Raw genomic sequence first — 19,998 nt, forward strand, 5'->3', positions numbered from 1 at the left:
TCTGTCGCAGTGCCAGCAAGCCTGGTCTGCGGCAGACTTGATAGATATCAAGTCCATGGAGGTCAGCCATGTCAGATCCTCGTCGTATCGAGGTCAAAGACGCCAGCCCCGACGGTGCCGTCAGCCTTTACAGCAAGCGCGAACGGATTCAGGTGAAATCCATCTCCGGGCGCTTTCAGACCATCCGCAACATCACCATTCTGAGCACCATGGGACTGTATCTAATCCTCCCGTGGCTTCGCTGGGATGGACAACAAGCGGTACTGTTTGATTTGCCGGGGCGGCAATTCCGTATCTTTGGTATGACCTTTTGGCCTCAGGATTTTCTGTTCCTGTCCTGGTCATTGATCATTGCCGCCTTTGCGTTATTTTTCTTTACCGTGCTGGCGGGTCGCGTTTACTGCGGATATGTATGTCCGCAAACCACATGGACCCGTTTCTTTCAGTGGATCGAACATTGGCTGGAGGGCGACCGGCACAGCCGCCTGAAAATGGATCAGGCACCGTGGACTGCCAGCAAGATTCTTCGCCGAGGCAGCAAGCATGTGTTGTGGCTGCTTCTTGCCTTCCTGACAGGCTTGACCTTCGTTGGTTACTTCTCCCCCATCACGGATCTTTCTGCACGTATCCTTACGTTTGGCTGGGGCGGCTGGGAGCTGTTCTGGGTGGGTTTTTTCACCGTTGCCACCTATGGCAATGCGGGATTCATGCGGGAGCAGGTTTGCCTCTACATGTGCCCCTACGCCCGTTTTCAAAGCGTGATGTTCGACAGAAACACGTTGATAGTTTCCTACGATGAGGAACGCGGCGAGCCCCGTGGCAAAGGCGCGAAGAAGAAACAAACTGTCGCGGATAACCCGCTCGGTGACTGCATTGACTGCGGTTTGTGTGTGCAGGTTTGCCCCACCGGCATCGATATTCGTGATGGTCTTCAGTATGAATGCATTACTTGCGCAGCCTGTATTGATGCCTGTGACGATGTCATGGATCACATCGACAAACCTCGCGGACTGATTCGATATACCACAGAAAATGCACTGGAACACAAGCCTTCCAGCGTGATTCGCCCCCGTTTGATTGGTTATGGCATCGCATTAGTGTTGATGGGCACCCTGTTCATGGCAAGCCTGTATGGACGTGTCCCTTTGCAGGTGGATGTACTGCGTGATCGCAATCAGCTCTATCGCACCACCAGCAGTGGCACCATCGAGAACATTTACCGTCTGGTGATTCTCAACAAAAGCCAGGATACGGAGCGCTATGAATTGCTGCTTGAAGGCCCGGAAGGGTTGAGCATGGAAACCCGCAAGCAATTTACACTGCAAGGTGGGCAGACTCTCAATCTGCCAGTGACCGTCAGCTATGATCCCTATGTGGTAGAAGTCCCCTCCTCTACCATCTGGTTTACGGTCCGCTCCCTGGATGACCCTGATATGGAGAAGCGTCATGAGTCACGTTTCATCGCACCCGGACGCTGAAAAGCCCTGGTATCGCCATCCGTTTCTGTGGCTGGCGATTCTGCTGCCCGCCTCAGCAGTAGTTGCCGGTCTGGTCACACTCTACATCGCCATCATCAATGCCGATGATCCGGTGGTCGATGAGTGGTACAAGGAAGGCAAGTCCATCAATCGATCGGCAGAACAGGAACAACTGGCTGAGCGACTGGGGATTGGCCTCGAGCTATCCCAGGTGGGTGCCAGTGTGCAGGCACGACTCCTTTCCAATGCCTCCATCCCCATGCCCGCCAGCATTACCGTCGCGCTGCGGCACCCCACGCTGGCTGACCGGGATGTCATCATTGAGTTGGTGAATCTGGACGATAATCACTACCGAGGCGATGGCATGCTGCCTGAAGATGGCCGACGCAATGTGACGGTCACGTCTGCTGGCGGGCACTGGCGACTTTACCAAACCGTGATGACCGACAAGGGCGTCCTGCAGCTGGGGGAAGCTCCCGCTTCATGACAGCTTCCTGTTGGCACTGTGGCAACCTGGCTCCTGCAGGTGCGTTCCAGGCTCGTACCCCAGAGGGCTCACGCGATGCTTGCTGTCCGGGCTGTGCCGCAGCCATTGAAACGATCTACGGCCTTGGACTCGACGATTACTATACAGTGCGCGAAAGCGAGGCGCCGGTGCCGGATGAGACCCGTACCGCTCTCAACCGTGCCTTGTTCCAGGTTCCAGAACTGGTTGCCCCACACATTACTGCCATTACCGGTGGCGAGCGGCTCAAACTGCAACTGGGCGGGCTGACCTGTGCAGCTTGCAGCTGGTTGATTGAAAAAGCGTTGCGTGATCAACCCGGAGTCACGGCGGCATCTGTCAACCTGGCCGGCATGACCCTGTTGGTAGATTTCAAGGGGCCTGCAAAGCCTGAAGCGGTAGCTAATCGGGTTCTGCGGCTTGGCTATAGCGTTACCCTTCCAGGCGACCCAGCTCAGAGCCAGCAGCAGAAACAGGAACAGCGGCGACTGACTGGACGGCTTGCGCTGGCGGGGCTCGGCGCGATGCAGGCGATGATGTATGCCACCGCACTTTATATCGGCGCCTTTGAGGGCAAGGATGCCATTTATGAGTGGGTGTTCCGCATCGCCAGCCTTGTGGTTGCAACCCCTGTCGTGTTCTACGCAGGCTGGCCATTCTTCACTGGAGCCTGGCTCGGGCTGAAGAACGGTCGCCTGAACATGGATGTCCCCATTGCCCTTGCCCTATCGCTGGCCTGGGCCGGCAGCCTTATTGTCATGGCCACCGGAGGGCAGCATGTCTATTTCGATTCTGCTGCCATGTTTGTTTTCTTTCTCCTCATCAGCCGCTGGCTGGAACAGCGTCAACGGCAGGCAATCCATGAGAGCTATCGCCAGCTTGGCGAGACACTTCCGCAGGCGGTACGCAGGCTTGATAACAGCGATAATGCTGTCTGGATTAGTGCCCGCCAGGTAGCCAAAGGCGACCGCCTTCAGCTTATTCAAGGTGATACTGTGCCTGCGGATGGCCAGATTCTTCACGGCGAAGCCGCGCTGGATGAGTCTGCCTTTACCGGTGAATCGGTGCCTGTCCAGCGCAGGCCAGGCGAGAGGGTTCATGCTGGCACCCGAATCGCCGAGGGCGGACTGGTGATGGAAGCCAGCAGCACAGTAGCCACCAGCCTGATGGCACAGATTGGCGAGCAAGTGGACCGGGCCCAGCAAGAACGGGTCGAGGTGGTAAGGGACTGGCAACAAGTCGCTCCTTTGTTCACGTTCGCCATTCTGCTTCTGGCAGGTGCGACGATGGCCTGGCATTGGTCGTCCGGCCCTGCGGTGGCCTTTGAACATACCCTTGCTGTGCTCGTCGTCACCTGTCCGTGTGCATTGGCCCTGGCGGTTCCTCTCACGCTGTCTGCGACTCTGGGGGCCGCACTGAAGAATGGCGTGCTGATCGCATCACCACGGCAGCTGTTAGCGTTGCCGAACATCAAGGGTGCGCTGTTTGACAAGACCGGCACACTGACTTCCGGGCAATTCACCATTGTGGAGACCCGTAAATCCGTAAATACGCCAGCCAGCCTTAATGAAGATACCTTGCTCGGCATTGCTGCGGCTCTGGAGTGGCAAAACCCACACCCACTGGCCCGTCCCTTCCAGACTATGCCTCGTGATCCTGCAGTCACAGATGTTGTCGCATCCCGAAATGGCGTGCGGGGCACGCGGGATAATCTCACCTGGAGCATGACTGGCGCTCCTGAGAAAAGCCATGCCGGCATGACCTGTCTGGCACTGAGTTGCAATGAAGCAGTCATGCTGCACCTGTGGCTGGAAGACACGGTACGACCTGAATCTGCCAGCACGGTATCTTGCCTTGCTGACCAAGGCATTCGCTCTCGCATGGCCACTGGCGATAACCCCGGAGCGGCACGGAAAGTGGCCAGCCAGACCGGCATCGAGGAATGGCACGCAGAAATGACGCCGGAAGCAAAGCAGCAATGGATCAGCGAACTGGAGCAGGCTGCTCCACAGATGGTCGTGGGAGACGGCATTAACGACGCCAATGCCATGTTAAGCGCATCGGTATCGGTCGCCACCGCCAATGCCACCAGCCTCACCCAGCGCGCCGCCGGGTTATATTTATTACAGGACAACCTGGATGCCATCCCGGCGCTACCGGCCCTGGGCCGCCAATGTCGGCGGCTGATACGTCAAAACCTGAGCTGGGCTTTGCTTTACAATCTGCTGGCGGTGCCGTTTGCGGTGGCCGGCTGGATCCCCCCCTGGGCTGCCGCTATCGGAATGTCTGCCAGCTCGTTGCTGGTTACCTTTAATGCTGCACGGATAAGTCGATGGAAATTGTCATCCTCCTGATCCCCCTGGCCCTGATTTTTCTGGGGGGTGCCATCGCGTTTCTGTTCTGGGCGCTGCGTAAGGATCAGTTTGAGGATCTGGATAATGCGTCCTGGCGTGTCGTTTTTGATGACCGCGAACAACGCCGTAAGCCGCCATCGTCACCTTCAGAAAAGCCCGTAACGGAAAAGTCCCAGAACGATGAGCCCTGATTCCTGGTTCGCATTAATCGCCAGCAGCGCCCTGATTGCCGCCACCGGCAGCATTCATTGTGTCGGTATGTGCGGCGGCATCAGTAGCGCCTTGAGCTTTGCGATACCCGAGGCTCGCCGTCAGGGGCAAACCCTGTGGCTCTGGCAAGCCGTGCTGGGGTTGGGACGTGTCACCACCTATACCCTGCTTGGCATACTGGCCGGGACCCTGGGTCAGGGCTTGCTGGGTTGGTTGCCCGGCCCCTCGATGGCTGTGGGCCTGGCGTTGTCCGGGATTCTGATGTTGCTACTGGCCTTGCACCTTTCTGGTAAAGGTGGACTGCTGGCACAACTGGAGCGATTCGGTCAGGGAGTCTGGCGCACTCTGCAACCGCTGACCCGCAAGCTGATGCCGCTGGATTCGTTCCTGAAAGCCTGGCTGCTTGGCATATTGTGGGGTTTTTTGCCCTGTGGACTGGTTTACACCGCGCTGGCGCTGGCTGCGACCTCCGGCGGCCCTGCCTCTGGCGGAGTCATCATGGCGGTGTTTGGGGCAATCACTGTGGTTCCGGTTGCCACAACTGGCGTAGTCGCATCTCACTTGCAAGGTTTTCGTGGCCCTGTCGCCCGCAAGATCGCCGTCGCGGTTACCCTGATTCTGGCAATCACATTCCTGCTGATGGCCTGGCAAATGGCTAACGGCACGGGCCATGTCCACCATCACAATGGGCACGGCGGGCACAGCAGCCCAATGGAGTCGACGCCTGCTGAGGAGCAAAATCACGCCCACCACCATGATCATTGATCCATATCAAGAAAACGGAAAGGTGGCGGCCCCATAATTCCTCCGTCTTGTCAGGAGGAATCACTGTGGTCGAATGGAATGAATCGTTGATCCATCAATACGGTGGTCCAGGCCCGCGCTATACCTCCTACCCCACCGCGCCGAATTTTCATGGCGGAATAAGCCATCAGGATCTGGCCACTGCGGTTGAAGAAGGCAACGCCGCACGGCGCCCGCTTTCCCTGTACTTCCACATCCCGTTTTGCAGCACGGTTTGTTACTACTGTGGCTGTAATCGCATTGTCACGGCCAACAAGGCGCGTGCTGGCGAGTATTTGCAGCATCTGAAGCATGAGATACGCATGCGAGCAGCCATGGTTGACCCGCGACGCCAGGTTACCCAGATTCACTGGGGTGGCGGCACCCCCACTTACCTCAGTGATGCCCAAATGACTGAGCTGGTCTACGACATGGCTCGTCATTTCAACCTTCGCGAAGATGACCGGGGTGACTACGCCATCGAAATCGACCCCCGAACGGTTGATCGATCCCGCCTGGGTCTTCTGCGCGGGTTGGGCTTTAACCGTGTCAGCCTTGGCGTTCAGGATCTGGACACTGATGTGCAGACTGCCGTTAACCGGATTCAATCCTGGGAAATGATTCGCGACACCATGCGCTGGGCGCGGGATTTTGGCTTTCGTTCCATCAATCTGGATCTGATTAGCGGGCTACCCAGACAGTCCGAGGCCTCAATGAGGCGAACACTGGAAAAGATCATTCCGCTGAAGCCAGAGCGAATCTCCCTCTACAACTACGCGCACCTCCCGGACCGATTCAAGGTGCAGAGACAAATCAACAGTGCGGAATTGCCCAGCGCAGAGGAAAAGGTACGCATGTACGCCCGTGCCGGCGCCATGCTCCAGGATGCGGGTTACCGCTTTATTGGTATGGATCATTTTGCGCTGGAGAGTGACGAGATGGCGGTAGCTCAAAATAATGGGCTTCTGCATCGCAATTTTCAGGGCTATAGCCTGCATGGTGATGCCGATTTGCTGGCCATGGGTGTCAGCGCCATCAGCCAGATTGGCAACCTGTACGTGCAGAATGAGAAAAATATCACGCAGTGGCAGAGTCGCATCGAAAACGGTGAAATCCCGATTGAGAAAGGCTATCTGTTAACCACTGATGATCAAATGCGCCGTGATCTGATCATGCGCCTGCTTTGCGATCTTAATCTTGATATTCCGGCTTTCGAACAGCGCTGGGAAATCCGCTTTGCCGATACCTTTGCCGAAGCGTTACAGCGTTGGCATTTATTTGCGGATCAGGGGCTGGTGAGCCTGTCTGCAGACCATTTGAAGATCACCGAACAGGGCCGACTGGTAAGCCGTGCCCTGGTGCAACCGTTCGACCGGTACATTACCCAGCAGGAAGCGGTAAAATATAGCCGCATTCTCTAGGCAATCACCGGTTTAATTGCTCTACACTAATGAGAGCCTATACGCAGCGTTTTATTAGGGAGTTTCCCGTGTCACAGCACGTTTCATGCAATGAGTGCAGTCTCAGCCCGGTTTGTCTTCCCCTGGCGGTTGCCCCCGCACAGCTGGACCAACTGGACAACATCATTCACCGTGGCCGCCCCCTGAAACGTGGCGAGCACCTGTTTCGTGCTTCGGATAATTTTGAAGCGGTGTATGCGGTCCGCTCCGGCGCGATCAAAACCTATGTACTCAGTGATCAGGGCGACGAGCAGGTAACCGGCTTCTATCTGCCTGGCGAAGTGCTGGGCATGGACGGCATCAGCACTGCACACCATGTTTCCAACGCCAAGGCCCTGGAAACCGCTACGGTGTGTGAGATCCCGTTCGCCCAACTCGAAAATCTCTCGCAGAAAATTCCCTCCTTGCAACATCACTTTTTCAGTCTGATGAGCAACGAAATTCGGGCCGACCGTGAATTGCACATGCTGTTGAGCAAGAAAAATGCAGATGATCGCGTTGCGTCCCTGCTGCTCTCCCTGTCAGCCCGTCATCAACGTCGCGGCCTGAGCAGCAGGGTATTTCGCCTGCCCATGTCACGCTACGACATTGCCAACTACCTTGGCCTTGCCGTTGAAACGGTCAGCCGTATTTTCACGCGCTTCCAGCAAAACGGCTGGCTGCGGGCTGAAGGCCGGGAAGTCGAAATTCTGGATCGCGGAAAGCTGTGTGGCCATGACCCGGCGCTGGAGGATTCACTGTGAAACAGCCCGTGATGGTGGTGCTGGACCCGACGCTCAAAGCACCCCAGCCTGCATTTGAGAAGGCCAAGCAGCTGGCTGCTGCCCGTAACACTTCGCTCGTGGTAGCCGTTAACGGTTACTCGTCTGCCATGGTGCGTGCTGTAGGCTATGACAAGCAAAGGCTGGAGGCTGCAACTACACAGATTCGTCATGCCTGGGAACAACGTATCGCCTCACTGGCACATGGCATGACTTGTAGCGCTCATGTGCTGTGGGAGAAACGGGAAATTGACGCCCTGAAAGGGATTATTCTGAACTATTCCCCTTCTGTGGTGGTGGTTCATACCAGCGCGGAAACTGGTTTGAGGCGTCATTTGTTTACCCCGCGTGACTGGCAACTGATCCGCAAGGCCCCCTGTGATGTGCTGTGTATTCATGGGCAACCCTGGCCCGAGCGCCCCGGCATCCTGGCAGCACTTGACCCTGATACCGGGCAATCTACCCCAGACGCCCTTTCAGTAAAGGTAGTCAACGAAGCGCAGGCTCTGAGCGATGCTCTCGGCGGCACACTGCACGCTACCCATGTGATGGATGCGGTAGATGACAGCCTGGTTCTGCTCATGGGTGAGACCCTGTCGGAATTCAGCGGCAGCCTCGAGGACATCAAGGAATCCCAGAAAGCAGCTTTCCGACAATTTGCCAGTGGACAAGGGCTATCGGCAGAGCAGTTGATTCTGTTGGAGGGCCCTGTTGCCCGCACGCTGTCCCATTACTGCAAGGATAACGAACTAGACTTGCTGGTTGTCGGCACCGTGCACCGCAACTTGCCAGAAAGGCTGTTGCTAGGGGCCACCGCCGAGGCCGTTATTAGCCAGGCCAGCTGCGATGTGCTGGTAGTCAAACCCGATGATTTCCAGACTCCCTGGAAATCCTGATTGCGGAGAAGCAACCGATGTCTGAGAAAAAGGACTTTATCGAATCCCTGCGCCAAAAGCTGGAAGATTGGGACTATCAACGCGACCGTCTGGCGGCACGAATCAGTGATCTCAGTCAGGAATGGCGAGAAGAAGCAGAGGAAAAACTGGCGGACTTCAAAGAGGAACGCAAGGAACTTGAAGCCAAACTGGAAGTGCTGGAATCCCGGACCGAAGATGCCTGGCAAGACATCAAGGATGGCATTGAACTGGCCTGGGATGGCCTGAAGACCGGCCTGCTTGCCGCGCGCAGCGAGTTTGAAGACAAAGACAAATAAGCAGTGACGAGTCGCGAGTAACGAGTTGCGAAACCCGGAACCATTCGTGTTTTGAATTTCGCAACTCGAAACTCGTGACTCGAAACTTGCTTACTGCTCTTCCCTTCTGAACACCGGCTTGTCAGCCGTAGATTCATTTTCACAGTAGCGATAGCCCGCCACATCGAAGTTCACCAGCTTGGCAGGATCCTTGATGCCTTTCTTCAGAATCCAGGCCGCCATCAACCCTCGCGCTTTCTTCGCGTAGAAGCTGATTACCTTGTATTTTCCGTTCTTCTCGTCCTGAAACACCGGCTCGATGATACGGCCGTTGATGTCCTTGGACTTCACTGACTTGAAGTACTCATTGGATGCCAGATTGACCAGGACGTCGGTTTTCAGCGCTTTCATGTCTGTGTTGAGCTGGTCAGTGATGGTGTGCCCCCAGAAGGCATAAAGATCCTTGCCTCGCGCATTTTCCAGCTTTGTGCCCATTTCAAGGCGGTAAGGCTGCATCAAATCCAGAGGTCTCAGCACACCATATAAGCCAGAAAGCATACGAAAATGACTCTGGGCACGTTCAAGCTGCTTATCAGTGAACGTTTCGATTTCCAGGCCGGTGTAGACGTCGCCCTTGAAAGCAAACGCGGCAGGACGTGCATTTTTCTTGTTGAAGGGGCGCTGCCACTGGGCAAAACGCTCCACATTGAGGTGAGCAATCTTGTCGCTGACTTTCATCAGGCTCCCTACATCGGCCGGAGACAGCTGGCGAGCCCGTTCGATCAGTATTTCGCTATCATCAAGAAGGCGCGGTTGAGTCGTCTTCAGAGGCGGTAACGGGGTCTCGTAATCCAGTGTTTTGGCTGGGGATACCACGATCAGCATGATGTTCTCCTTTACAAGTTGCTGTGGGATTATATGAATCAATACCGTTCAGGTCTTCAAAAGAGGAGGTGAAATGCGCCTATTGTTGGTATTGACGGTGGTTATCGCTGTCGTGGCCCTGCTGGTTGCCAGCTGGCAACGGGGCAAACGGGTGTTTTTGATTACCGCCAGCGTGGCTACCGTTGCCGCTATCTTCCTGATTTACGGAATAGTGAAACCCGGAAAGCATGACCAGATCACCCTCCCCCCTGAGCAAATCCGGTTGGAAATAACGGATACCGCGGATTCCGAGTCTGGCGTGCGCTTCAGCGGCCGTCTCTTTAACGATAGTGAACTTGATCTGGCCGGCGTGACACTGCGAACCAAAGCGCTGAGCTGCGAACAGGGTCTACAAAATTGCAAGCCTATTGAGACACAAGAACAGCAGCTGCTTATCTTTATACCCGCCGGCAGGGACTACCGTTTTTCGCTGGTCGCCCGACATCCTGACAGCGAAACGCCCCCCGATAAATGGGACGTTGATGTGGTGTCCAGACTCGCTTATCCAGACCCTTGAGCCCCACGGGCTGGCAAGATGGCGTGATAATGGTCACAATTCGCCTTCCTGACACCCTGGAGTCGTTATGGCGTCCTTGATCCCAGGCCAGGCCACCCCCATCGGCACACATGCCTGGCGAGTGCTGGCCCGCAATCCGGGCATGATGACCGGACCTGGCACCAACAGCTATCTGTTTGGCAAGGACAGCCTCACAGTCATTGATCCCGGCCCTGCGGATCATGATCATCTTCAGGCATTGCTCCATGCCGCCGAAGAACTGGGCAAACCCATCACTCAAGTGATCGTTACCCATACCCACCGTGATCATTCCCCCGGCGCGTTGGCGCTCGTTGCCGCCACAGGCGCCCGTTGTCTCGGACCATTTGTACCGGATGACGGGCTTCAGGATGAGAGCTGGCAGGCGGACACCCTGCTCAGTGATGGCGATGTCATCGATTGCGGCGGAGTCGATCTGGAGATCATTGAGACCCCCGGCCATGTCAGCAACCATCTTTGCTTCCTGACCGAACAGGGCTTGTTGTTTACCGGTGATCATCTGATTCAGGGCTCCACTGTGGTGATTGCCCCGCCCTCCGGCTCCATGGGGGCTTACTTCGCTTCACTGCGAAAGCTCCAGGGGCGCGGCATTACCATGATGGCACCGGGCCACGGGGATGTGATTGAGGATCCTGAGGCGGCCCTGAGCCAGACCCTGGCCCATCGTCAAAAGCGCGAAGACAAGGTGCTGGAAAATCTCACCGACTCCCCCTCTCCACTGAACCAGCTGGTCAAATCAGTCTACGATGATGTGCCTGTGTTCTTGCACGGTGTTGCGGAGTTTTCACTGCTGGCCCACCTGATCAAACTGGCCGAGGACGGCAAAGCCCGGGAATCCGAAGCTGGATGGCATAAAAGCGAGTAACGAGTTACGAAAACCCAAAACCCCGAAGTCACGGGGTTTCGCCTTTGATCTTAACTATTCACTATTCACTATTCACTGTTAACTATTAATTGCTCTTCACAGCCATCCCTTGCGCTTGAAATACCAGTACGGTGCGATGCCGGAGAGGACCATCAGACCGATGGCCATGGGATACCCGAATTCAAAGCCCAGCTCGGGCATCACCCTGAAATTCATACCATAGATACTGGCAATCATGGTCGGCGGCAGAAAAACCACTGCGGCGATGGAGAATATCTTGATGATCTGGTTCTGCTGGATATTGATAAAGCCCTGCGCTGCATCCATCAGGAAGTTGATCTTGTCGAACAGGAATGTGGTGTGTGACATCAGCGTGTCCAGATCGTGCTGGATCTCCGCACAGGTACGGCGCATGGCCTTATCAGCCCTGACATAACGCTGAATGAAGGAAATGGATCGCTGGGTATCCATCAGACACAAACGGATTTTTCCGTTGGTGTCCTCCAGGCGCGCCAAACGCTCGATATCCTGATCCAGCTCGCCGTTTTCCTCTTCCAGAACGCTGTAGCCAACCTGCTCCAGGTCCCGGTGCACATCTTCAATGGCATCCGCCAGGTTTTCCACTTTCTGGTCGAGGATACTCAGAAGAATATCCATGGGCTGGGAAACCTTTACCCAGCCTCGCCGGATACGCATCCGCATCAGGCGGAAGTCGGCCATACGGATGTCATCCCGGAATGAAATCAACCGGTCATTCTGTACCACAAAAGCAACGGTGGATGTCCTGGAGCGCCCCTCGGACTGCAACATGAACAACGAGTGGACATGCAGCCCCTGTTCATCGCTGAAATAACGGGCCGAGGACTCAATTTCTTCCTTGTCCTCGGTAGGGAGTTCATCCTTGAAAAAGGATTGGACAAGATCTCGCTCATGTTCTTCAGGCTCAACAAGATCCAGCCACTTTGCCTGCAGCGCTTTTTCTTCGAGACTGCCCGCGCCGTCAGCCGAGGCATCCTTCTCTCTGAGCACACCGTTTTCAATGTTGAAAAGATGCAGCATGATGCGTCCTTATATCCGTTCGATATCCATAGCCAGTAGTTGCTGATGATGACTGCCATTCACCGGCCTTGCCAACCTGAAATTGTGACATTAGCGGCCCAGTCCCATCTGACACTATGGCGGCAGGCATTGCCCCGCGCGGTGCATGAAGGGCTGTATGAAAGCCTGATTTCAGCTCTTGCCTGGCGTCAGTCAGTAGTCAGGGTCTATGGACGAGAGCATCTGACACCGCGCCTGACTACCTGGGAAGGAGATGAGGGCGTCAGCTACCGCTACTCTGGCTTGACGGAAACAGCCAGTGGCTGGCCGCCAGTGTTGCTGCCCGTGCTGGAGCATGTGCAGAGCATCACCGGCCATTCGTTCAATAGCGTGCTGGGCAATTTCTATCGTGATGGTAGCGACAGCATCGGCTATCACAGTGACGATGAGACCGAACTCGGTCCTCAGCCCTGGATCGCCTCTCTCAGCCTTGGCGAAGTTCGGGACTTTGTCTTTCGCCCACGCAGGGGCAGCAGAAAGCAGTGCGCCAAAATCGCTCTTCCGGACAATTCTCTGCTGCTAATGAGCCCACAAGTGCAGCGGGATTTTGAGCATGCCCTGCCCCGCCGTGCCAGGGTAGACAAAGGGCGGATCAACCTGACTTTCAGACAGATTATTCAGCCCCAGAATGCGTAGCTGATGAGGATCGCACAGAGCAGCCCGGCAGCATCTGCGGCCAGCCCACACCACAGGGCATAGCGGAAATCGCGAATCCCCACACTACCGAAATACACGACCAGCACGTAAAAGGTGGTCTCGGTAGACCCCTGCATCACTGCGGCCATTCTCCCGGCAAGGGAATCGACCCCTTGAGTCTGCATCACGTCGATCATGGCCGCCCGCGCCCCGGACCCACTCAGTGGCTTCATCAGCGCCACCGGGAGCGCCTCCACAAACCGAGTATCCATGCCCATGGCAGTAGCAAGCCAACGAAAACCGGCCAGAAACAGTTCCAGCACCCCGCCGGCCCGAAGCATGGCAATTGCTGCCAGCATGGCGACCAGATACGGAATGATCCGCACCGCCGTCGTGAAGCCCTCCTTGGCGCCTTCGACAAATACATCATAGCTATCCACCCGGGTGCGCCAGGCTGCGACAAAGAAAGCGGCCAGCACCAGCAGCAGGATTCCATTGCCCAGCAGGCTGGAGAGCGTGTTGGCCAGCTCAGCCGGGGCCAACCAGACCACCAGCCCCAACCCTGCCAGCAGAGCCAACCAGAGGCCTGCCACCAACAAGATCAGGGGCTGGAACAGGGAGATCTTCTGCACCTTGCTGGTCAACCAGATGCCCACGAATGTTGAGGCGGTGGTGGCCATCAGCAACGGCAGATACACGGCAGCCGGATCAGCAGCGCCCTGCTGGGCGCGAAACAACAGTACCGTGACGGGCACCAGGGTAACCGAGGACGTATTCAGCACCAGAAACATGATCTGGCTATCTGTTGCGACCCTGGGAGCCGGGTTGTTGGCCTGCAACGCTTCCATGGCCTTTAACCCCAAGGGGGTTGCCGCATTATCCAACCCCAGCATGTTGGCAGCGAGATTCATGGTCACCGGGGCCGTCGCCTTCGGGTTGCGGACAAGTCCAGGCATTAATTTGCTCAACAAAGGTGTCAGCCAGCCGGACAGCCGCTCCGCCAGGTTGCTGGCCTCAGCCAACCGGAAAAGTCCGCTCCACAAGGCCAGCACCCCGATCAACCCCAGAGAGACCTGCACCGCCAGATCTGCCGCCGCCCACAGGGCATTGACTAATCGCCCCGGGGCCTCCATGTCTCCCATCAGAAGCTGAATACAGGCGCCAGCGACGCCCGCGAGGAAAAACAGGCTAAAGAGTCTGTGCAAACCTTCCCCCTTGCGCTAGGGTTTACATATAAGTGTATGAAAATCAGATAATTGGTGTTTGCTGTTCACAGCTTACGGGAACACCCTATAGATTGCCGGGTCAATAATAATAGCCATGATGGAAATGACCATCGGCTGCCCGGTCACAAACAAGGTAAACCATTGAGAAAACGCATGTCATTAGTCCGAAAAGCCTTTCCTGTCGTGCTCGCGGTTCTGCTGCTGGGTGGCGCTCTCCAGGTCACCGGTAGTCTGCGTGCCTCGCCTGAAATCCAGGGGGCGCTGAAGCCAACCAGCGAACAAGTTGATGCGGCCGAGGAAATTGCGGACAAGCTCAAGTATCACTACCGAAAGCTGCCCTTCAATGACGCGCTGTCCAGCCGTGTTCTGGATCAGTATCTCAAGGACCTTGATCCCAACCGCCTCTATTTTGTTGCCGGTGACATCAAGGAGTTCGAGCGCTACCGCAAACTGCTGGACGACCAGCTGCAAGATGGCGAGCTTGAGGCAGGCTACACCATATTCAATCGCTTCCAGGTGCGCATTGAAGATCGTTTGAATAGCATGCTGGAAATGGTCAATGGTGATCTTTCCCAGCTAAAATTTGATGGTGATGACAGCGTTCGGGTTAATCGCGAAGAGGCGGACTGGGCTGCTGATGAAGAGGCGCTTGCCGCTATCTGGGAGCGTCAATTCAAGAACGCCGTGCTCACCATGCGTCTCAATGACACTGCAGACGAAGACATCCAGACTCGCCTGACTCGTCGTTACGAGAGCCAGCTCAAACGCATCCAACAGAATACCCCCGAGGACGTTTTTCAGGTCTATATCAATGCGCTGACACAGACCTTTGACCCTCATACCACTTATTTCACCCCGCACAACTCCGAAAACTTTGATATCAGCATGAGCCGTTCCCTCGAAGGGATTGGTGCTGTGCTGCAGTACGAAGATGGCTACACCAAGGTGGTTCGCCTGGTGCCGGGTGGCCCGGCCGCAAAAAGCGGTCAGCTGAAGCCCGCAGACCGTATTGTCGGTGTTTCTCAGGAGGATGCCCCTCCTCTGCCAGTAATCGGCTTGCGCCTCGATGAGGTAGTGGACCAGATTCGCGGCCCCAAAGGCACCACTGTGAACCTGGAGATTATTCCCGCTGGCACCAACAGCGAGCATGACACTCGCATCATCACCATTGTGCGTAACAAGGTGGTACTCGAGGAGCAGGCGGCCAAGAAAGACATCATTGAAATTGAGCGTGATGGTGAAACCCGCAAGCTTGGCATCATCGAGATCCCCGCGTTCTACCTGGATTTCGCCGCCTTCCATCGTGGTGATCCGGATTACACCAGCACTACCAGCGATGTGGCCAAGCTGCTGGTGGAATTGCGCAAGGAAAACATCGATGGCCTGGTCATCGATCTGCGCAATAACGGTGGCGGCTCGTTGCTGGAAGTGAACAAGCTGGTCAGCCTGTTCATTAACCGTGGCCCCACGGTTCAGGTACGTGAATCCAGCGGGCGTGTCAGCGTGGAAGCCGACAAATTCCCCGGTGTGCTGTATGCCGGCCCTATGGCGGTGATCGTCAACCGCTACAGCGCCTCAGCGTCAGAAATTTTTGCCGGTGCCATGCAGGATTATGGCCGTGCCCTGATTGTGGGTGACCAGACCTATGGCAAGGGTACGGTGCAGACCCTGCTGGATCTGAATCATGGCAAATTGAAGATGACTAACGCCAAGTTCTATCGGGTATCCGGCTCCAGCAACCAGAACCTTGGCATTGTTCCCGACGTGGATATGCCCTCACTCATCGACAAGGCCGACGTGGGCGAAAGCTCACTGCCCAACGCCATGCCATGGGACGAGATCGATTCAGCCAACTACCAGCGTGTCAGCGACATGGTGCCCTACCTGCCAATGCTGCGTGAGCGCCATGATCTTCGCATCAAGCAGGATCCTGAATTCGTTTACGTCGAGGCTTTACGGGATCTACTCGACCACAACCGCAAGATGACCGAGCTGTCCCTGAACATGGACAAGCGGGCCTCCCTGCAAAAGGATTTTGATGCCCAGCGCCTGGATATTGAAAACAAGCGCCGCAAGGCCCGTGCAGAAGAGCCACTAGCCAGCATCAAGGCCCTTCGCGACCTCGAGGAACAGCGTGCTCTCGACCCTGAGAGTCATGAAGAAGCCATCGACGAAGACCCCTATGTTCGCGAGACTGGAGAAATTCTGGTGGATCTGATTGATCTGATTCGCGACAGCCAGGTGGCCAGAAAAAGCTGATCAGCTCAACCCGCGACAGATAGCAAAACGCCGGCTCCAAGCCGGCGTTTTGCATTATCCTCATCATGGTCTAGGCAAGAGATTTGAAACCCCATCGTGCCGGGTTCTCACCCAAGCCGATCTGAAGGGTGCGCCGCCCGAGACGATGATTGAGGCCCTCCAGTACCCTTTTGGCGGGATCTGGCAGCATCCGTATGCTGATGCTGGCGGCCTGAATTGCCGTTTTGACGATCCGTACTGCTGAGCCTGCGGGTACCGAGCTATGGATATTCAGATCATCCGCCACCTTGTCACCAATCAGATAGCGGCTGAATGCCAGCAACACATCGTAGGAAAGATTGAATGGCGGCTTGCCTGACATATCTCTGAGCAATGCCTTGGCCAGGGATTCGCTATCCGGGGTCGGATCGTAGAGGTGTGACGTCAGTTGCAGCGCCATGATCTCCTGCTCTTCCAGCGTCGTCGTCAGCAGCGCCTCGTCTACCCCCAGCAAATACCCCCCATAGCGCCAGAAATAATGCATGGACTCATGCTCGCGCCGGGAAATATTGACGCCAAGCCGCTTGAGCCCCCGGACCACCATGAAATCGAATTCCAGAATCGTGCCGGCCATATCTTCCTGATTGATAGGAAGATCGTATTTCTCCACATCCCAACGCGGATTGTCACTCAGGAACTGCCGTACTGCAGCGTGTAGTAAACGCACCTCCATGATGGTTCGGTGCCCGAGGCCTCCTGGGCGCAGCCCGTCATCACCCACAATGTTGTGCAACATCTGGCCGGTTTCATAGATGCGACGGGAGACATCTTTCTGCAGCCTCCCTGTGGCTACCAGCACCTGTGAAGGCTTGTTGTGGGCGTACCCTTCCACCAGACTGGAGCACATCAGCACCAGCCCCTGAAGCGCACCATTGCGGCGATACATGCGCCGACCCAGCTCCATTTCGTCGAAGTCGACCCAGCTCGGCACGGTATAGCAGTGATCAAGGAAAGCCTGAAAGTCACCCCCCTCCTCTTTTGCCCTTCTTTCTACTTCATTGAGCAACCCGGAGGGACGAGTAAATTTGATCTGGGCCGCACAACGGTCAGCCAGCGGATCCTGCACCCTGCGCCAACGCTCAAGGTTGGCATGAGAATAGCGATCCCACCAGACCCGCTCCTGCGGGTTCTGTGGCCCCAATTGATAACGTGCAAGCTCCTGCGGAGTAGCCATACATACCTCACAACCTTTGTTGTTATCTCAGAACTCACGAGTTCTGAGATAAAGGTAGAGGCACATCGCCAAGGGGTCAATACACTGTTTATAGCTTTATGTATCCCCTTCAATCAGCGTATTGATGAGCCATTGCGGCGCATCAAGGGGCAAATCATGGCCAGCCTGTGGATGCACTTTGATGGGGAGCTGCCACGCTTCGGCAAGGCGCCGCGAGCAGGCTGGGTTAACAAGCCGATCGTCGCCTCCGCTGATGATCAGGGTCGGGACCCTGGTCGGCAGCGAGGATGGCGCCCGGAAACGCATGGCCGCTACCAGTTGTCTCAGGCTGTTAATGGCTGAAACTGGCTGCTCTTCTGCATAGCCCGCCCACTTTTCTGCCAGTTGGTGCAGATAAGCCCGATCATGAAGGTTCGACGTTATCTCGAGAATCGTCTGCTCTTTGAGGACCCGATCGCGAGTAAACAACCCATCACGTAGTAACCGCAGATAATTGGCCGGCCGCAGCCGGTGCCAGAACGGGCTGTAACGACTCGCGGAGGTATTGATCAAGGCCGCAAATGCCACCTCCTTCGGCGCTTGTGATAGCCACTGTACGGCCATCATCGCGCCCAAAGAGAGTGCCACGAGATGATAGGGACCACTTAATCCCTGCGCCTGCAGCTGGGCTCTGGCATGGGCGACCATGCCTCCGATCCGTGTCGGGCTTGGCTGATCGTGAAACTCACCGTTTCCCGGCAAATCGAGAGTAATCACTCTGTCATTTGGTACTGAAGCCTGCATTTTGGAAGGGAAGTCCTCCCAATGCTTCTGTTCCCGCACCAGACCTCTCAATAACACCCAGGTTCTTGCCATTTCTTGTAACCTTATATGGTAAAGCCGCTATCAGCCCGGCGGTTAGGACAATGACCGGGTCACGTTTACCCGCTAGAATGCCACCGGCATTCAGGATGGCAAATGGAGTTTCCTCGCCAATGACACGAAAAACGGTAAAACGGGTAAAAACTGGCTCAGTGGAGCGTCGCTTTTCCATGGCGAAAGCCGGATTTATGGCTGGGGCCAAATATGCCACCGCCAGTGCCGGCACGTTTTTTACCAGCAAAGACAAACGTGAAGAGCGTCGTAAGGAAATTCTCTCAGCCCGGGCCCAGGAGCTGGTAGAAGAGCTTGGCAAGCTTAAAGGGTCGGTGGTCAAGATCGGCCAAATGATGGCGCTGTTCGGTGAGCATTTTCTACCTGACGAAGTCACCACTGCCCTGCATACCCTCGAGAGTCAGACCACCGCGCTTGAATGGTCTTCTATCGAGAAACACCTTCAACTTCAGCTTGGCGAGGTGAAGTTGTCGCAGCTGGAGATTGACCCGACCCCACTTGGGGCCGCTTCTCTGGCTCAAGTGCACCGCGCAACGCGCAAGTCTGATGGCCGCCAGCTGGTGCTAAAAATTCAGTACCCCGGAGTGGCTGATGCTATCGACTCGGATATGCGCGCCCTCGTACGTCTTCTCAAGTTGAGCCGCCTTGTTCCCATTACCGAACAGTTCAACATGTGGCTCAACGAAGTGCAGGAAATGCTGCGCCGAGAGGTTGATTATGATCTCGAAGCCCACACCACCCGGCACTTCCGGCACATTCTGGCCGACGACCCGCGCTTTGTGGTCCCGGAAATCGTGCCGGAGTTTTCCAGCCACAACATCATGTGCATGACCTTTGAAGAAGGCATCAGCGTTAATGATCCTGCGGTGCTTGAGCTTTCCCAGACTCGCCGCAACTTCATTGGCCGGGCCATCATGGAGCTGTGCTGCCGTGAGGTATTCGAATGGAACAAGATGCAAACGGACCCCAATTTCGGTAATTACTTGCTGAGGATTGGAGAGGTTCCCGAGCAGGACCAGATTGTGCTACTGGATTTTGGCGCGATCCGCGATTTCGATAACGAAGTACTGGGGCCGGGCCGTGAAATGATTCGTGCCTCATACCATCATGACACCGATCGCCTTATTCGGGCCCTGAACGCCCTGGATTTCCTGGCACGGGGCACTCCCCGTCGTCTTCTCGATGATTTCTCGGCGCTGTGTTTCGAAGCTGTGGAAGTCCTTCAGGATCCAGAGCGCTTCCCGCCCCCGGCTGAACTACTCAATGAAAATCTCGAGTACCGCTGGGGCAAAAGCAATCTGCCTGCCAGGATCATGAACAAAGCAGGCAAGAACGCCCTGTCGATTCACTTCGATGTTCCCCCCAAGGAGTTCATCTTCCTGTTCCGGAAGCTGCTCGGGGCTTACACCTTCCTGCATGTGATTGATGCCGAGGTTCGCGGCAATACCATCCTGGACCCCTTTATTCACATGCAGGAGCAGGATGACATCCTGTTGGTTGACCAAAAAACCATCAGCCCGGTGGATTGACGGGTGAGTGCTGCGGCTTCACGATAGCCGACGACATATATAAGAGGGGCACATGCAGCCCCTCTTCTGCTCTTTA

General features: G+C 55.9%; 20 protein-coding genes. 14 read left to right on the top strand and 6 right to left on the bottom strand.

Annotation, left to right across the window (positions count from 1 at the left end):
* Window positions 1-68 precede the first annotated feature (68 nt).
* The 9 genes from ccoG (at window position 69) to Y5S_RS05335 (ending at window position 8,764) form a co-directional block, all read left to right on the top strand.
* Window positions 69-1,478 (top strand): cytochrome c oxidase accessory protein CcoG, encoded by a 1,410-nt coding sequence (gene ccoG, locus Y5S_RS05295; protein WP_035231032.1) that lies wholly within the window; start codon window positions 69-71, stop codon window positions 1,476-1,478.
* Entirely contained in the window at window positions 1,447-1,965 is a 519-nt protein-coding gene (locus Y5S_RS05300; protein WP_035231033.1) for a FixH family protein, read from the top strand. Before ccoG ends, Y5S_RS05300 begins: the two co-directional genes overlap by 32 nt.
* A complete protein-coding gene (locus Y5S_RS05305) occupies window positions 1,962-4,337 on the top strand; it encodes a heavy metal translocating P-type ATPase (protein ID WP_035231034.1) in 2,376 nt (791 codons plus the stop codon). Before Y5S_RS05300 ends, Y5S_RS05305 begins: the two co-directional genes overlap by 4 nt.
* Window positions 4,316-4,528: a cbb3-type cytochrome oxidase assembly protein CcoS gene (ccoS, locus tag Y5S_RS05310; RefSeq protein ID WP_035231035.1), complete on the top strand. Its 213-nt coding sequence runs from the start codon at window positions 4,316-4,318 to the stop codon at window positions 4,526-4,528. The genes Y5S_RS05305 and ccoS overlap by 22 nt, the downstream gene beginning before the upstream one ends.
* Window positions 4,518-5,312 (top strand): sulfite exporter TauE/SafE family protein, encoded by a 795-nt coding sequence (locus tag Y5S_RS05315; RefSeq protein WP_035231036.1) that lies wholly within the window; start codon window positions 4,518-4,520, stop codon window positions 5,310-5,312. Before ccoS ends, Y5S_RS05315 begins: the two co-directional genes overlap by 11 nt.
* A 65-nt stretch (window positions 5,313-5,377) precedes the next feature.
* Window positions 5,378-6,751, top strand: a complete 1,374-nt coding sequence (gene hemN / locus Y5S_RS05320; RefSeq protein ID WP_052041414.1) for an oxygen-independent coproporphyrinogen III oxidase — start codon at window positions 5,378-5,380, stop codon at window positions 6,749-6,751.
* Window positions 6,752-6,819: 68 nt separating this feature from the next.
* Window positions 6,820-7,533: a fumarate/nitrate reduction transcriptional regulator Fnr gene (gene fnr, locus Y5S_RS05325; protein WP_035231037.1), complete on the top strand. Its 714-nt coding sequence runs from the start codon at window positions 6,820-6,822 to the stop codon at window positions 7,531-7,533.
* Window positions 7,530-8,447 carry a universal stress protein gene (locus Y5S_RS05330; protein WP_156107588.1) on the top strand — a complete coding sequence of 306 codons (918 nt, stop codon included), beginning with the start codon at window positions 7,530-7,532 and terminating at the stop codon, window positions 8,445-8,447. Before fnr ends, Y5S_RS05330 begins: the two co-directional genes overlap by 4 nt.
* Window positions 8,448-8,464: 17 nt before the next feature.
* Window positions 8,465-8,764, top strand: a complete 300-nt coding sequence (locus Y5S_RS05335; protein WP_035231038.1) for a sll1863 family stress response protein — start codon at window positions 8,465-8,467, stop codon at window positions 8,762-8,764.
* A 90-nt stretch (window positions 8,765-8,854) separates the two neighbouring features.
* On the opposite strand, the gene yaaA is transcribed toward Y5S_RS05335, so the two are convergent.
* Window positions 8,855-9,628 carry a peroxide stress protein YaaA gene (gene yaaA / locus Y5S_RS05340; protein WP_035231039.1) on the bottom strand — a complete coding sequence of 258 codons (774 nt, stop codon included), beginning with the start codon at window positions 9,626-9,628 and terminating at the stop codon, window positions 8,855-8,857.
* 73 nt (window positions 9,629-9,701) lie between these two features.
* Here yaaA and Y5S_RS05345 point away from each other — a divergent pair, with 73 nt between their 5' ends.
* Together Y5S_RS05345 and Y5S_RS05350 are read left to right on the top strand one after the other, a co-directional pair.
* A complete protein-coding gene (locus tag Y5S_RS05345) occupies window positions 9,702-10,184 on the top strand; it encodes a hypothetical protein (protein ID WP_035231040.1) in 483 nt (160 codons plus the stop codon).
* Between the two features lie 67 nt (window positions 10,185-10,251).
* Window positions 10,252-11,088 carry an MBL fold metallo-hydrolase gene (locus Y5S_RS05350; RefSeq protein WP_035231041.1) on the top strand — a complete coding sequence of 279 codons (837 nt, stop codon included), beginning with the start codon at window positions 10,252-10,254 and terminating at the stop codon, window positions 11,086-11,088.
* A 96-nt stretch (window positions 11,089-11,184) separates the two neighbouring features.
* On the opposite strand, the gene corA is transcribed toward Y5S_RS05350, so the two are convergent.
* Entirely contained in the window at window positions 11,185-12,147 is a 963-nt protein-coding gene (gene corA / locus Y5S_RS05355) for a magnesium/cobalt transporter CorA (RefSeq protein ID WP_035231042.1), read from the bottom strand.
* A gap of 45 nt (window positions 12,148-12,192) precedes the next feature.
* Between corA and Y5S_RS05360 the strand changes: the two genes are divergently transcribed.
* A complete protein-coding gene (locus Y5S_RS05360; RefSeq protein WP_081939679.1) occupies window positions 12,193-12,822 on the top strand; it encodes an alpha-ketoglutarate-dependent dioxygenase AlkB family protein in 630 nt (209 codons plus the stop codon).
* Here Y5S_RS05360 and Y5S_RS05365 read toward each other — a convergent pair.
* A complete protein-coding gene (locus Y5S_RS05365; RefSeq protein WP_035231043.1) occupies window positions 12,804-14,027 on the bottom strand; it encodes a nucleoside recognition domain-containing protein in 1,224 nt (407 codons plus the stop codon). The two genes, Y5S_RS05360 and Y5S_RS05365, sit on opposite strands and share 19 nt — an antisense overlap.
* A 174-nt stretch (window positions 14,028-14,201) precedes the next feature.
* Between Y5S_RS05365 and Y5S_RS05370 the strand changes: the two genes are divergently transcribed.
* A complete protein-coding gene (locus tag Y5S_RS05370) occupies window positions 14,202-16,307 on the top strand; it encodes a carboxy terminal-processing peptidase (protein WP_052041416.1) in 2,106 nt (701 codons plus the stop codon).
* A gap of 70 nt (window positions 16,308-16,377) precedes the next feature.
* Here Y5S_RS05370 and Y5S_RS05375 read toward each other — a convergent pair whose 3' ends face one another.
* The 3 genes from Y5S_RS05375 to Y5S_RS19835 all read right to left on the bottom strand — a co-directional run bounded on the left by Y5S_RS05375 (window position 16,378) and on the right by Y5S_RS19835 (window position 18,553).
* Complete coding sequence (locus tag Y5S_RS05375) at window positions 16,378-17,520, bottom strand: oxygenase MpaB family protein (RefSeq protein WP_035231047.1); 1,143 nt, start codon at window positions 17,518-17,520, stop codon at window positions 16,378-16,380.
* 96 nt (window positions 17,521-17,616) lie between these two features.
* Complete coding sequence (locus tag Y5S_RS05380; protein ID WP_035231049.1) at window positions 17,617-18,375, bottom strand: alpha/beta fold hydrolase; 759 nt, start codon at window positions 18,373-18,375, stop codon at window positions 17,617-17,619.
* Window positions 18,281-18,553, bottom strand: coding sequence for a hypothetical protein (locus tag Y5S_RS19835; protein WP_197055109.1), 273 nt, complete (start codon window positions 18,551-18,553; stop codon window positions 18,281-18,283). The genes Y5S_RS05380 and Y5S_RS19835 overlap by 95 nt, the downstream gene beginning before the upstream one ends.
* On the opposite strand from Y5S_RS19835, the gene Y5S_RS05385 reads away from it, so the two are divergent.
* Window positions 18,552-19,922: an ABC1 kinase family protein gene (locus tag Y5S_RS05385; RefSeq protein WP_065130269.1), complete on the top strand. Its 1,371-nt coding sequence runs from the start codon at window positions 18,552-18,554 to the stop codon at window positions 19,920-19,922. The genes Y5S_RS19835 and Y5S_RS05385 overlap by 2 nt on opposite strands.
* The last annotated feature ends 76 nt before the right edge of the window (window positions 19,923-19,998 follow it).

The organism is Alcanivorax nanhaiticus (genome assembly GCF_000756665.1).
In the GTDB taxonomy this organism is placed as follows: domain Bacteria; phylum Pseudomonadota; class Gammaproteobacteria; order Pseudomonadales; family Alcanivoracaceae; genus Alcanivorax; species Alcanivorax nanhaiticus.

Bases quoted from the DNA above. Each gene is read 5' to 3' on its own strand.
- ccoG (WP_035231032.1), top strand. From the start codon at position 69: ATGTCAGATCCTCGTCGTATCGAGGTCAAAGACGCCAGCCCCGACGGT.
- Y5S_RS05300 (WP_035231033.1), top strand. From the start codon at position 1,447: ATGAGTCACGTTTCATCGCACCCGGACGCTGAAAAGCCCTGGTATCGC.
- Y5S_RS05305 (WP_035231034.1), top strand. From the start codon at position 1,962: ATGACAGCTTCCTGTTGGCACTGTGGCAACCTGGCTCCTGCAGGTGCG.
- ccoS (WP_035231035.1), top strand. From the start codon at position 4,316: ATGGAAATTGTCATCCTCCTGATCCCCCTGGCCCTGATTTTTCTGGGG.
- Y5S_RS05315 (WP_035231036.1), top strand. From the start codon at position 4,518: ATGAGCCCTGATTCCTGGTTCGCATTAATCGCCAGCAGCGCCCTGATT.
- Y5S_RS05335 (WP_035231038.1), top strand. From the start codon at position 8,465: ATGTCTGAGAAAAAGGACTTTATCGAATCCCTGCGCCAAAAGCTGGAA.
- yaaA (WP_035231039.1), bottom strand. From the start codon at position 9,628: ATGCTGATCGTGGTATCCCCAGCCAAAACACTGGATTACGAGACCCCG.
- Y5S_RS05345 (WP_035231040.1), top strand. From the start codon at position 9,702: ATGCGCCTATTGTTGGTATTGACGGTGGTTATCGCTGTCGTGGCCCTG.
- Y5S_RS05350 (WP_035231041.1), top strand. From the start codon at position 10,252: ATGGCGTCCTTGATCCCAGGCCAGGCCACCCCCATCGGCACACATGCC.
- corA (WP_035231042.1), bottom strand. From the start codon at position 12,147: ATGCTGCATCTTTTCAACATTGAAAACGGTGTGCTCAGAGAGAAGGAT.
- Y5S_RS05360 (WP_081939679.1), top strand. From the start codon at position 12,193: ATGATGACTGCCATTCACCGGCCTTGCCAACCTGAAATTGTGACATTA.
- Y5S_RS05370 (WP_052041416.1), top strand. From the start codon at position 14,202: ATGTCATTAGTCCGAAAAGCCTTTCCTGTCGTGCTCGCGGTTCTGCTG.
- Y5S_RS05375 (WP_035231047.1), bottom strand. From the start codon at position 17,520: ATGGCTACTCCGCAGGAGCTTGCACGTTATCAATTGGGGCCACAGAAC.
- Y5S_RS05380 (WP_035231049.1), bottom strand. From the start codon at position 18,375: ATGGCAAGAACCTGGGTGTTATTGAGAGGTCTGGTGCGGGAACAGAAG.
- Y5S_RS05385 (WP_065130269.1), top strand. From the start codon at position 18,552: ATGGCGAAAGCCGGATTTATGGCTGGGGCCAAATATGCCACCGCCAGT.
- Y5S_RS19835 (WP_197055109.1), bottom strand. From the start codon at position 18,553: ATGGAAAAGCGACGCTCCACTGAGCCAGTTTTTACCCGTTTTACCGTT.